13 protein-coding genes are annotated in these 13,762 nt (G+C 32.1%); all 13 read left to right on the forward strand.

Features of this window, described 5'->3' with window-relative positions:
* The 13 genes from Q4534_RS17220 (at position 1) to Q4534_RS17280 (ending at position 13,586) form a co-directional block, all read left to right on the forward strand.
* Positions 1–621: an acetyltransferase gene (locus tag Q4534_RS17220; RefSeq protein WP_303614390.1), complete on the forward strand. Its 621-nt coding sequence runs from the start codon at positions 1–3 to the stop codon at positions 619–621.
* A gap of 12 nt (positions 622–633) precedes the next feature.
* A complete protein-coding gene (locus Q4534_RS17225) occupies positions 634–1,566 on the forward strand; it encodes a glycosyltransferase (RefSeq protein WP_303614391.1) in 933 nt (310 codons plus the stop codon).
* Positions 1,559–2,806 carry a glycosyltransferase gene (locus tag Q4534_RS17230; RefSeq protein ID WP_303614392.1) on the forward strand — a complete coding sequence of 416 codons (1,248 nt, stop codon included), beginning with the start codon at positions 1,559–1,561 and terminating at the stop codon, positions 2,804–2,806. The genes Q4534_RS17225 and Q4534_RS17230 overlap by 8 nt, the downstream gene beginning before the upstream one ends.
* A 3-nt stretch (positions 2,807–2,809) precedes the next feature.
* Entirely contained in the window at positions 2,810–3,637 is an 828-nt protein-coding gene (locus Q4534_RS17235) for a glycosyltransferase (RefSeq protein WP_303614393.1), read from the forward strand.
* Positions 3,634–4,509, forward strand: a complete 876-nt coding sequence (locus tag Q4534_RS17240; RefSeq protein ID WP_303614394.1) for a glycosyltransferase family A protein — start codon at positions 3,634–3,636, stop codon at positions 4,507–4,509. Before Q4534_RS17235 ends, Q4534_RS17240 begins: the two co-directional genes overlap by 4 nt.
* Positions 4,506–5,618: a TDP-N-acetylfucosamine:lipid II N-acetylfucosaminyltransferase gene (locus tag Q4534_RS17245; protein WP_303614395.1), complete on the forward strand. Its 1,113-nt coding sequence runs from the start codon at positions 4,506–4,508 to the stop codon at positions 5,616–5,618. Before Q4534_RS17240 ends, Q4534_RS17245 begins: the two co-directional genes overlap by 4 nt.
* Positions 5,615–6,727, forward strand: a complete 1,113-nt coding sequence (locus Q4534_RS17250; RefSeq protein ID WP_303614396.1) for a glycosyltransferase — start codon at positions 5,615–5,617, stop codon at positions 6,725–6,727. The genes Q4534_RS17245 and Q4534_RS17250 overlap by 4 nt, the downstream gene beginning before the upstream one ends.
* A 20-nt stretch (positions 6,728–6,747) precedes the next feature.
* Entirely contained in the window at positions 6,748–7,863 is a 1,116-nt protein-coding gene (locus Q4534_RS17255; RefSeq protein ID WP_303614397.1) for a glycosyltransferase, read from the forward strand.
* A gap of 215 nt (positions 7,864–8,078) precedes the next feature.
* Entirely contained in the window at positions 8,079–9,113 is a 1,035-nt protein-coding gene (locus tag Q4534_RS17260; protein ID WP_303614398.1) for a hypothetical protein, read from the forward strand.
* 21 nt (positions 9,114–9,134) lie between these two features.
* A complete protein-coding gene (locus tag Q4534_RS17265; RefSeq protein WP_303614399.1) occupies positions 9,135–10,211 on the forward strand; it encodes a glycosyltransferase family 4 protein in 1,077 nt (358 codons plus the stop codon).
* 87 nt (positions 10,212–10,298) lie between these two features.
* Positions 10,299–11,447 carry a hypothetical protein gene (locus Q4534_RS17270; protein WP_303614400.1) on the forward strand — a complete coding sequence of 383 codons (1,149 nt, stop codon included), beginning with the start codon at positions 10,299–10,301 and terminating at the stop codon, positions 11,445–11,447.
* A 4-nt stretch (positions 11,448–11,451) separates the two neighbouring features.
* A complete protein-coding gene (locus tag Q4534_RS17275) occupies positions 11,452–12,621 on the forward strand; it encodes a hypothetical protein (RefSeq protein ID WP_303614401.1) in 1,170 nt (389 codons plus the stop codon).
* The gene (locus Q4534_RS17280; RefSeq protein ID WP_303614402.1) at positions 12,618–13,586 is read left to right on the forward strand and encodes a polysaccharide deacetylase family protein; all 969 of its coding nucleotides are present in this window, start codon (positions 12,618–12,620) and stop codon (positions 13,584–13,586) included. Before Q4534_RS17275 ends, Q4534_RS17280 begins: the two co-directional genes overlap by 4 nt.
* Positions 13,587–13,762 lie beyond the last annotated feature (176 nt).

Here is a 13,762-nt window from a genome sequence, read left to right on the forward strand (position 1 = left end):
ATGGTAATAGCAGGTGCTGGTGGACATGCCATGGAGGTTTTAGATGTGTTAGTGGCCCAAAAAAAAGATGAGGGCGCTATTTTTTATGATGATTTTACAGAAGAATTGATTTTTCAAAATGCCTATTCCATTATTAAGAATCAAATCGACATAAAAATCCAATTTGGTATTGACCCTAGGTTTATTCTAGGAGTTGGAGATGGTAAAACCAGAGCATATTTCACTAAAATGTTCTCTTCTTTGGGAGGAATACCCACTGAAATAAGAGCAAAATCTGCAATAATAAGTAGTTATGCAAAACTTGAATTGACGGATGTTTTTAATTTTTGTTTTATAGGCGCGAATGTTATCTCAGGAAAAGGAACTTTAATTAATTCAGGAAGCCAGATTCATCATGAAACACAAATTGGACAGTTTTCATCTATTAATCCAGGGGTACAACTACTTGGGAAATGTAGCATAGGTAATTTTTGCTCCATTGGAGCAGGAGCAATTGTTTTACCTGGAGTGAAAATAGGGGATAATGCTATAATAGGTGCAGGAACCGTTGTGACTAAGAATGTCCCTGACAATTGCACAGTCGTAGGTGTGCCAGGAAGAGTAATAAAAAAAATTGCCTGAACTTTTTAATTTATGAAATTAAAAGATAACAACCCCTTAGTGAGTGTTTGCATGATTACCTATAACCATGCAAACTATATTAAAAAGGCAATTATTGGAGTATTAGATCAAAAATATGCGGGAGATATTGAACTGGTTATTTTAAATGACAAATCTCCTGACGATACAGATTCTAAAGTTTTGGAGATAATTGAGAAGTATGATAAAAATAATGTAATTAGATATTTTAAAAACGATGAAAATTTAGGTGTAATGTCTAATTTTTATAAGGCTTTAAATTTGTGCAGAGGTAAATACATAGCTTTATGCGAAGGAGATGACTTTTGGACGGATTCAAACAAACTTGCAATTCAGATTCAATTTTTAGAAAAAAATGAAAGTTATTCTTTTTCGTTTCATAAGGCTTGTAAGGTTAAGAATGAGAATGATGATACTATCTTTTCAGTTTTTCCAATAAAATCAAAGACTAGTATAATTAAAGTAAAAGAATTTTTTAGAATGGGAGGTAAAGCAACATCTTCTATCGTTTTTAGAAATAAAATTGATTTTGATATCATTAAAATAAATCATAGTCACGGTGATTTCTTACTTTATTTGAAGTTTTTTGAAATTGGAAATGGAATATATATTGACCAAATAATGAGTTCGTATAGAGGGCATATTCATGGAATTTCATTTAATAAAGGGTCAATTGGTTATCAGAAAAAAAGAATACAAGAGTTATACGAAGAATACGAACTTATTCATAATAATGAAATAAAGGATCAAATTAAATATCAAATAGTTTTTCATATTTTTCATTTGATTCTTCAAAATAAATCAAGCCTAAGTAAAGATGATCTTATTTTTTATCTATCTAAAATATTAGTATCCAAACACTTCTATTCAATATTCTTGACGTTTATGAAAAGATGGATATTAATTAAAGTACTTTTAAATGAGTAGAAAGATCACATTTATACTTAATGAATTTCCAGCTTTATCTGAAACATTCATATTAAATCAAATTGTTTATTGTGTTGAGAATGGTTTTGAAGTTTGTATAGTTTCAAGATCAGTAGGAGATTTAAAAAAAGTACATCCTCAAGTCAATAAGTATTCATTATTGGATAAAACTATTTTTATTCCTCCTGTACCTAAAAATATTATTGAACGTTTTATTAAAATAATTAGATCATATTTAGATAATTATTCTGTTAAATATATTTTTGAATCTTTAAAATTTTTCAACATAATTAAATATGGTATTCATGCATTATCTTTATATATCCCATATAATTATATTTATTTAAATAAAATTCAAAATTCTTCCATAATTCATGCTCATTTTGGACATTCTGGAAGATTCATTTGTTTATACAAGAAGTCTAAAATATTTAAAGATATTCCTGTTATTGTATCATTCCATGGTGTTGATATCATACCTAAATTTATTTCCTTATACAAAAAAAACTACTCAAATATATTTAAACATTCTTCAGAATTATTAGTAAATAATAATTATAGTAAGGAACTTTTGTTAAAAATTAACTCCAAAATTGAAGATAAAATTTCTATTTTACCAGTTGGTGTAGATACAGAACTTTTTCAAAAGCCAGAGTTAATTTCAAAAAAGGATTCAGTAATTAACATTGTTTTTTGTAGTCGATTGATTTCACTTAAAGGCCCATTAAATGCCCTTAAAATATTTAAAAACACTATTTCTAAAAGTTCAATATCTCTTAAATTAACCATTATAGGTGCTGGGCCTGAGCTTCAAATATTAGAAGATTATGTTTTTTCCAACAATCTTAATGATAAAGTTCATTTCACAGGAGGTTTGGTTCAAAATGATATTAAGCATTATTTTTCAATCGGTGATATTTTTATTTACACAGGTATACCAGACCCAATTAATGGCCGTGAAGAAATTCAAGGTTTAGTTATTCAAGAGGCACAATCTATGGAAATGCCAGTAGTCTGTTCAAATGTTGGGGGAGTAAAATACGGAATTATTAATGGTGGTACCGGATACCTTGTTCCGTCTGGGAATATTGAGACTTTTTCTGATAGACTGTTAACACTTATAAATAATAACAATTTAAGGCTTGAATTTGGGAAAAGGAGTCGTGAATTTATTATAAATAATTTTGAACAAAGTGTTCTAAATAAAAAATTAATTAATATTTATTTTAAGTATATGTGATTTATGAAATTTCAGCACTTTTTGTTAACCAGGTTTAATGTTGCATATATTGAAAGATGTGAAATTAAAAATATTGAACCTGAAATTTGGTTAAAAAATAGGATGGAATTATTTATTCAGTACTGTATTCCAGCTGTTTTAAAGCAATCATCAAAAAAATTTGTTTGGTTAATTTATTTTGATTCTAGAACTGAACAAAAATACATAGAATATATTTCAAAAAAAATATCATCAATTTCTTTTAAAATATGCCTCATGGATGGAGGTTTTAAAGATTTATCTGATATTATAATTAAAGATTTATCCTCTATGCTAATCCCTAATTGTAGTCATATGATTACTTCAAGGTTAGACTCGGATGATCTAATTTCTTTTGATTATATTGAAAAAGTACAAAATGTTTTTAATTATCAGGATTATATGCCTGTTAATTTTGACAAAGGATTTTTATATCATAAAGGCAAATTTGTTTTGGGTACTGTTGTTCATAAGTGTAATCCATTTATTTCATTAATTGAAAGAGTTCCTTTAGACAAAAAAGTGAAATCAGTTTGGTTTAAAAAGCATACTGAATATTATAGGGATAATCAGACTTTCCATATCAAGAGTGGAAAAAGAATGTGGTGTATGATTATTCATGAAATAAATGTTAGTTCGGGTTTTTTTGCCAAACCATTGATTTTTACTGATTTCCATTTGCTTAAAGATTTTAGTTTTAATTATCAAGAATTCCCTAAATTATCTGATAGATTTATTTTTTTATATTTTTATTTAAAAAGGAGGGTTAAAATGAAATTATTAGCTCTTAAATTTTACCTTAATAAAATATGATATTTTCAGTGGTTATACCTGTTTATAACGATTTCGATAGGTTAAAATTAACTTTAGATTCACTCAATTGTCAAACTTTTGATTATTCTCTTTTTGAAATAATTATTGTTGACAATAATTCTTCTTCGCCCATCCTTGATTTTAATTCACTGTATCCTGATTTGGATTTACGGGTCATTAAAGAATCTAAAATTGGTTCATATGCCGCTAGGAATACAGGGATAAGAAACGCAAAGTATGATATTATTGCTTTAACTGATTCTGATTGTATTCCTGATAAAAATTGGCTTAGAAATGCTTATAGATACTTTAGAATTGATAAAGATAATAAAATAGGTATTTTAACTGGTAAAGTGCCATTATTTTATCGAGATCAGTTTAAATTGTCGTTTGCTGAAACTTATGAAAAATATACAGGTTTTGATTTTTTAGCATATTCTAAGGATAATTCATGCGGTGCAGGAAACTGGTTTTCCTATAAGTCAATATTTTATTCAATTTCATTTTTTGATGATACTCTTAAATCAAATGGTGATACTAAATTATCTAAAATTATTAGTAATAGTGTGCCACTATATTATTCTGAATATATAACAGTATTTCATCCATCGAGATATTTCGTACATGAAATAGTTTATAAATATAGAAGGCTCATTGGTGGTACTTATCAAAGAAGATTTAAAGGCGATTTAACCGGCTTCATTCGGTTTATGCTTATTTTTTCATATAAGAGAGTTACTTTTTCAATTAAAAAGTTGTTTACAATAAATTTTGTAGATTCTTTCAAAATTTTAATTGTTTCTTTTTTAATTTTCTTTGGAAGCTGGTCAGAATTTTTTAATATCTTAATCGGTAAGGACACTAAAAGATGATTTATCACATTCTGAATGATGAAAAGTTTTCTGATTGGGTAATAGAATCGTTTAAGAAATTTAACGGAGATGAAAATCATAGATTTTTTTTAGTTTCTAATTCTAAATCATCTAAATATTTTAATGATCCATCTGTAAAGTTTGTCTCCAAATATTTTTTTTTAAATGATTTTATACCACTTGACCATGACGTAGTCATTTTTTATTTCTTGCATCTACATAATATTTCCTTTTTACTAAAACGAAAAAACTTAAAATGTAAAAAAATTTGGATAGGATATGGAGCTGATTATTATTATTACTTGTTAAACTCAACTTCTTTTCAATCTCTTTATTTAAAAATTACACAAAATTTATTTTATTCATTTAATGGGCATTTTTTGTTTAAACGTATAGCCTTAGCTATTTATCAAAAAATATTTCTATATGGAAAAGTATTGCCTGCACTTAAGACTTTGACTCATTTCGCACCAATTATACCAAATGAGTTCTCAATTATTAAGGACAAGTATCCCTCTTTAAATTTTGATTGTATAGATTTTACATTTGGTGATGTGAGTTACCTTAATCAAAACAATAAGTTTCACAAGGGTGAAAATATTCTCTTGGGCAATAGTGCCACATTTTCTTGTAATCATATTGATATTTTGGAATCCATCAATCATTTGGGAATTACAAATAAAATCGTAATCCCTCTTAGTTATGGTCATGCTAAATATAAGGACTTCCTAATTGATTACATTCCTAAAAATTATCCTAATTTGAATTTTGAAATTCTTGGGAAGTTCTTGCCTTTAAATGAGTACAACCAAATCCTTAATCAATGTGGTTTTGCCATAATGCCTCATTTGCGTCAACAAGGAATGGGTAATATTTATTCATTATTGTATTCAGGAACAAAATTATTTTTATTTAAAAAAAATCCTGTTTATGAATTTTTAAAGGGTTTAGGGGTGTGTTTTTACGCTATAGAGGATTTAATGTTGAATGCTAAACTTTTAATTTCACCTTTAGCACAGGATGAAATGGATCAAAATCGAAAGATTATTATTAACCATTATTCAAAAGAAAAGTCCTTTGAAAGGATCCAAAAGATTGTTAAACTTTGAAAATTTGTAGAATAATTAGTCAATTGGATTTTGGAGGAGTTGAACAAAGACTGAAATTAACCTCTAGCTTTTTTATTGACAATACCGATCATGAATTAATCATTCTTGTTTTAGGCAGTGGTGGAAGGATTTGCCGCGAAATTGAAATTATGGGTATTTCGGTAAAAGTATTAAATGAAAAAGTTAAAATTCCAAACGTCAAATTAATATCTAAAATTTTAAAATTTTTGCAGTTTCATAATCCCGATGTCATTCATTCTTCTGGTGCTGAGGCCAATTTCCATGGATTATTGGCTGGCTTTATCTTTCAAACCCCTGTCAGAATAGGAGAGGAAATTGGTTTCCCCAATCATGGTTTAATTTTCCGTAATCTTTTTAAGTTTATTTATCTCACTTCTCACCAAGTAATTGCTATTTCCAAAGCCGTTGGGAAACGGTTGATTGAATTAAGCGAGGTGAGTAAAATGAAAATAACCGTAGTTTACAATCCTGTTGCTATTTCAAATAGAGAAAAGGCCTTAGTAAATGATGATTTCGTAGATAATGATAATTTAAAATTAGAATTTAACAAAATATTTGTTACTACTTGTCGGCTTGTCCCAATCAAAAATCTTCAACTTTTAATCCAGGTTTTTCATGAATTCTTAAAAGTTCAAGGCAACGAAAATTCTGTTCTATGGATTATTGGAGAAGGACCTGAAAAAGGTGAATTAGTAAAATTAACTGAACTGTATCAAATTTCCGAAAAGGTTGTTTTTTTCGGATTTATAAAAAATGTTATTCCTTTTTTGATGAAATCCGATGTTTTTATTTTACCCTCTTTGTCTGAAGGCTTTTCAATATCTTTGGTTGAGGCCATGCTTTGTGGTTTACCCGTTATTTCTACCCAAGTTGGCGGGCCTTCAGAAATCATTACTTCTGGAAAAAATGGATTATTATTTGATCCAAAAAATGGTTCTCAGTTGCTTTCTTTAATGGAGTTGGTTAGTCATATGACCCAAGAAGAAAAGGAAAGATTAAAGAAAAATGCAATTGAAAGAGGTTCTGATTTTACAGTTTCAAAATATGGAAATAGTTTATTGAAATTATATTATAATTTACGTTCTTAACCAGTTAAGCAAAAGAAATTTTGAAAAAAATAAAAATTTTGAATTGCATTGAAACAATTTCATCTGGTGGGGTAGAGGTAATGCGTCTTGGCTTTGCAAGACATTATAATAAAGATCGTTTTGATTTGCGGATTGTCTGTACCAATGCCAAAGGGCCGATTAAATTGGCTTTAGAAAACGAAGGTATTCAGCTATATCAGGTTGGGTCTTTCAAAACTCCTTTTGAAATTGGGAAATATAGAAAGGTATTAACCATTATTAAAGAGTTTTCCCCAGATATTATCCATGGGGCGGTTTTTGAAGGGATGTGTATGGCAAGTATCTGTGGTTTTCTTGGGAAAGTTCCAGTTATCATTTTAGAGGAAACTTCAGATCCTCAAAAACGATCCCTTAAGGCCATTTGGCTTCAAAGACAATTGGCAAAATTAGCGGACCTTGTTATAGGTATTTCTCCTTCGGTTACTCAGTATTTGATAAAGAAAGCTAGAATACCTGCCAACAAGGTATACCTGCTAAATAATGCAGTTGATAACCAGAATTTTATTTCCAAAGGGGAAAATTTTAAAAGGGAAGATATAGGCCTTAATGGGTCAGATTACATATTGGGTTCGGTGGGACGTGTACATGACCATGTTAAAAAGTATTCTGATATTATAAAGGCAATAAAAATCCTGAACTATTCTCATATAAAGTTTTTACTGATTGGCGATGGACCAGATCTAGTTTATTTGAAAGGTCTTGCTTTAGAGTTGGGAATTGAAAAACAATTCATATCGTTAGGGTTTAAAGAGGATACAGCAACCTATTATAAGATAATGGACTGCTTCTGTATTCCAAGTGCACAAGAGGGTTTTGGATTGGTGGCTGTTGAAGCGATGTTCCATCAATTGCCAGTTATTGCAACTGAAGTAGGCGGATTAAAAGATGTAGTTCAAAATGAGCAAACGGGGATTTTGGTTCCTCCATCGGATCCTCAAAGCATTGCAAATGGCATTAATTATTTGATTAATAATCCTGAAAGCAGTTTGAAAATGGGTGAAGAAGGTTATTTGAGGGCTTCAAAAATGTATGGTATTTCGACCTATACAAGCTCACTTGAAAAGCTTTACGATTCTCTCTTAACAAAAAACCGTTAATAAATTTCTATAAGTTGTTAGACGTTTTTATTATAATCCTCCTCCTAGTACTGATATATAAATCCAATATCACGTTTAGCCATAAATACAAGTTGCCCAATAAGTATTTATTTCATTTACATTACCTTTTGGTATATCATTTATTTTTTAGTCTTTTTTATGGTTGGTATATAATAAATTTCGGAGGTGATTCTCGTGGATATTGGTTATTTACCATGGAACAGGTGATAGTTCACGACCCAAGTTGGATGAAATTTTTTGGAGAAGGAACTACTTTTATTTTATGGTTAACCTATATACCCAGCCGAATTTTAGGGTTAAGCTATTTCACAGGGAATATCCTTTTTGGTTTCTTGGGTTTTATTGGAATTCGATATGTTTTTGTACTGGTTTATAAATATTTCCCTACCAATCATGAAATTTTAGGCATTCCACTCTATCCAACAGTTTTTTATATAACCAATTTACATTTCTGGACTTCGGGGGTAGGCAAAGATGCCATCGCTTTTTGGGCCATTGCCTGGTTTTTATTTTCCATTCAGCAATACAAAGAGAAATGGTGGCAAGCCTCCATTGCCTTTTTTTTCGTTTATATGTGTAGACCCCATATGGGACAGGCACTTATTGGTGGGGCAGCAATTGCCATTATTTTAGGTACCGATATTAATAGAGCGTATAAGTTTGGTTTGGCTTCACTTGCGCTTATTGGGTCAATCTATATGAGTACCTACACTTTGGAGGCATTAAAATTGGAGGATTTTGATTTGGCAACATTGGAAGCATTTTCCTCAAGTAAATCAGGGAATTTAAATACAATAAAAGTTGGGTCCGGAGTAAATATTTCTTCTTACTCTTTGCCCATGAAATTATTCACTTACCTTTTTAGACCGTTATTCTTTGATGCACATAATATAGTTAGCTTTATTAGCTCCTTTGAAAATTTACTTTATCTATGGTTAAGCCTTTTTATTTATAAAAATTGGTCGGTGGAAGCATTGAGGGATATGCCTCTATTTTTAAAAGCAGCCATGGTTACCTTTATTCCAGTGACTTTTGCCTTTATGAATGCCTTGAGCAACTTAGGTATAGCCATGCGCATGAAAAATATGTTGATGATCTATTTTTTACTTTTTTGTTTGTATTTAATTGTCCACAAAAAATATACGCTTCACTTAAGAAACCTAGACAGGAAAAAATTCTTTCAGCGTAGGCAAGCCATTATTGATGCCAAAAAGAAGAATGCTACCTGATTACTTTATATTTTTTAGACTTTGAAAAAAAGAAATTTATTATTTCTGCCCAAATATCCCAGAAAAGGAGCGAGTAGCAGATTAAGGACATTCCAGTTTTTGCCTTTATGGGAAAAAATGGGCTATTCGGTTTCTGTCCATTCTTTCTTTACTGAACAATACCTAAATAATATTTATAGCCACCAATCTCCAGGGTATTGGCATGTAATGAAATGCTATTTTCGTAGATTTTTCTTGCTTTTCACAGTCCATAAGTATGATTTGATCATTATTGAAAAAGAAATTTTCCCCTATTTACCGGCAATTGCAGAGTGGATGCTTGCTCATTCGAAAGGGTATTGGGTGGATTATGACGATGCTGTTTTTCATAATTATGACCTAAGTAATAACCGTATGGTACGTCTGCTTATGCCCAAAAAGATTGACCAAGTGATGAAATTGGCAAGTAAGGTGGTGGTAGGAAATGAATACTTAAAAAATAGGGCAATAATGGCAGGTGCATTAAATGTTGCGGTTTTTCCAACTGTTGTAAACACAAATAGGTATAAAGAAAAAATTTGTCATACAACAAGTAAAAGCGTAACCATTGGCTGGATTGGCTCTCCAAGCACCCTCAAATACTTAGAACCTATGGTGCCGGTATTAAATTGGCTTCATCAACACCATCCAATAAAGTTTTTATTGGTCAATGGAAAGAGTAAAATAAAGTTTGAAGGTAAATTGGAGTCCATTCCTTGGACGGAAGAAGGGGAGGTAGATGCCATTCTTAAAATGGATATTGGCATCATGCCTTTACCGGATAGTCCATGGGAAAATGGGAAGTGTGCCTATAAATTAATTCAATACATGGGCTGCGGACTACCGGTGGTAGCCTCACCTATAGGAATGAACAATGAAGTGGTCAATCATGGGGAGAATGGGTTTTTAGCCTGTACATCAGAAGAGTGGATAAGCGCCTTGGAAAAACTAATACTTGACCCTCAGTTGAGAAAGGAATTTGGAAAGAAAGGAAGGGATAAAATATTGAGAGAATATACCTTGCAAGGAAATTTTATGAGGTATATAAAATTGGTTGAAACTGAGTTGGGGGATAAATAATGTATTCAACCTGCCGTATTTTCTTATTCCATGCGTAAAACCATCAAAGTTCTATTCATTTCCTGGGATTCTGATCAAACGAATTATATGGAAAATCTGTTTTTTCCAATTTTTGAGGGGCTACAAAAAGAAATGAACTGCCAATTTTTTGTGCTTCAATTTTCTTGGGCCGATGCGGCTGAGGTGAACAGAATTGCTAATATTGCCAAAGAGCTACAGCTTACTTATCAGCAGCAGCAGGTAAGGCGAAAGCCACATCCAATTTTAGGTACCCTGCTCACTACACAAATTGGCCAAAATAGTATCAAAAGCATGGTGGAAAAACATGGTATTACCCATCTTATGCCTCGGTCAACCATGCCGGGCATGATGGTTAATTCAATTTTTAAATGGGCGAAAAAAAAGAACTTGAAAATTGTTTTTGATGCTGACGGGCTACCTATACAAGAAAGAGTTGATTATGCCGGATTAAAAGAAAACAGTTTACAATACCAATGGCTAAAAAAAGCGGAAACGAAGTTGCTCAAACTATCTGATATTGTATTGGTACGCTCAACTTTGGCCATAAATGAACATTTAAAAAATATTGGTCAAACCTATAAACCCAAGTTTTTTAAAGTAAGCAATGGAAGAATTAAAAACCGATTTAAGCCCGATCCGATAATAAGAAAAAAGATTAGAGAAGACCTTAATATTTTGCCTGAAACAATATTGTGGTTGTATTCAGGAAGTATCGGTCCACAGTATCTTTTAAGGGAGATGTTGCAATTGTTTGAGGCTTACCACAAATATAATCCTAAGAGTAAGTTTCTTTTCTTGGTTAGATCCCCATCTGTCCTAACTGAAGCCATTCCCAATCGGTTAAAGGATGCCATTATCATAAAGACAGTGAAGTATGCGTTTTTGCCTGCCTATTATGCAGCAGCAGACCTGGGAGTTAGTTTAAGAAAACCTGCACCTAGCCTTGCCGGGATAGCACCAATCAAAGTAAGCGAGTATTTATTGGCCGGTTTACCAATTATATCTTCCAAAGGAATCGGTGATTTGGATGAAATGATTGGTGAGGAACCTTTTTGTTTTATGTACCCACCAAGTAGTAAGGAGGACTTAATTAACTGGATTAAGGGTGTGAAGGAAATTTCCAGAGAACAGATTAGGGCACAATCTATCCCAAGCTTTGCTTTAGAAAATAGCATAAATGAATACAAGCATGCGCTGAAGTCTTCAAATTTGTAGGAAGATGTTAGGGGATATTCTTTTTATTATTTTTTTGATGATGGGCAGCTGCTATTGCATTAAAAGTTGGGCACATTCCCAAGGCTTTTCATCAAACCAAACTGCTTGGTTATTTGGTTTATGGGTTTATCACCTTTTAATTGGTTTGGTGTTTTACCAATATATCCTTTCACACGGCGGAGACAGTTATAGGTATTGGACCATTGGTTCAGTAAACCCTGAATTAACTAATGGCTGGTGGGATTATTTTGGTACAAGTACTTACTTCATGTATTGGGTTAATTATCCCTTTTCTCAAATAGCTGGATTGGGCTATTTATCCGGCACCATTCTTTATGCAAGCCTTTCTTATTTTGGATTTTTATTGGCATTTCAACTGTTAAAAGCAAGTTTCAATAAATTCAGAAATAGGGTTTTCTACCAAGTGATTGTATTGATTCTGTTTTTACCCAATGTTCATTTTTGGACCGGTGGAATTGGCAAAGAAGCATTTTTATGGCTGGGCTTGGTAATGGTATTGTCAGGTATTCACCACTTTTCTGATAAATTAATATTAATAATAGCGGGCCTACTGCTCTCATTAATGGTCAGACCTATCCAAGGTTTGGTGTTAACCATTTCAGTATTAATGGTTTTACCATTCCATAAAACGCTGATTCCATATCGAAAGAAAATTTTCCCTTTGGCTATTTTTATGATTTTGTCAATTTTTGCCTATCGATACATAAAAGGTAGTTTGATCTATGGCTTTAATTTGGAATGGATTGGAGAGATATTGGATTGGCAAAATCAGTTTCTAGCATCATTTAGAGGAGGAAGTTCAGTGGATATGCAGGGCTACAACTGGATTGAAAAATTGGTGACAGTATTTTTTAGGCCTTTTATTTGGGAAGCAAGGGATTTTTGGTCCCTGGCTGCAGGAATTGAAAATACTTTTCTGGCAATAATATTTTGTATTGCGGTGTATAGTCTATTTTATTTAAAAGGTCGAATAAATATACCTTTGTACCTATGGACTGCACTAATATATGGGATGCTTTTATCTGTCTTGTACAGCATTACTTTAAATAATTTGGGCATTATCATGAGAATGAAAAGCATATGCATCCCATTTTTTATTATTATTGCCTCTTATCTTTATTTTGAAGTAGCCAATAAAAGAGCCAAAGTATGACTCGTCCAACCTTAATTATATCCTTGGATTTTGAGCTTCATTGGGGTCGGTTTGATAAAGTGCCTATTCAAGCTTGTGAAGCTTACTATCAAACCACCAAACTGATTGTGCCTCAATTATTGGACATGTTTGAAAAATATAAGGTTGAAGTAACCTGGGCTACAGTGGGGATGTTGATGGCTGATGGCCCTGAAGAATGGGTAAAGTACAGCCCAATGACTAGGCCCAACTATAAGAATTCTAAATTGTCTCCTTATAAGTGGTTTAAATCATCCACAGAAGCCAATAGCTCCCTATTTGCTCCAGACTTGGTAAAAGCCATTGTAGCTACACCCGGACAGGAATTGGCAAGTCATACTTTTTCACATTACTATACAATGGAAAAAGGACAGGACAAATTGGCTTTTCAAGCAGATTTGATGGCGGCTCAAAAGATTGCTCAAGAGAAATTCGGTAAAAAGCTTAGCTCCTTGGTTTTTCCACGTAATCAGTTCAATGCTGAAGCCATTCAGGTGGCGAGCGAATTAGGCTTTACTTCTGTTAGAACAAACCCTGTGGACTGGTTTTGGAAAACTCCGGAAAGGGGAGAATTGCTTAAAAAAATATGGAGAACATCTGATTCTGTATTAACCTTAGGTAAAAAAACATCTTATCAACTGGAAGAACAAAATTCTAAAAACCCTTTTTTAATACCTGCTTCTCGGTTTTTAAGGCCATACCAAGCCAAGCTTGGCAGAATTAACCAAATGAAGGTAAATAGAGTCATAGAGGAGATGAGTACTGCTGCTATAAACAATGAGATTTACCATCTTTGGTGGCATCCCCATAACCACGGTAATTACCCTGAACAAAGCCTAAGAGAGGTGGAACAAATCCTTCAACATTTTTCTTTTTGTAGAGAAAATTACAATATGCAATCCAAAAGCATGCATGGGATTTCTAAGGACCTAATTCCGGTAAAGTAATCCTGTCCTTATTGTCTACTCAGCAAGATGATTTTTGTTGGGAAAAAAAACCACGCAGTTAATTATAGCTTTTGTTCCATCCCCACTTTCACAACAACACCTTTTCCTTTGGCGTTAAGGTGGTTAAAGAATTTAAGTCGTATTTGTAGCGGAATTGTTTTCAATTTTAGCTTTAA

It is taken from the genome of Cyclobacterium sp. 1_MG-2023 (assembly GCF_030546805.1).
Classification (GTDB): Bacteria; Bacteroidota; Bacteroidia; order Cytophagales; family Cyclobacteriaceae; genus Cyclobacterium.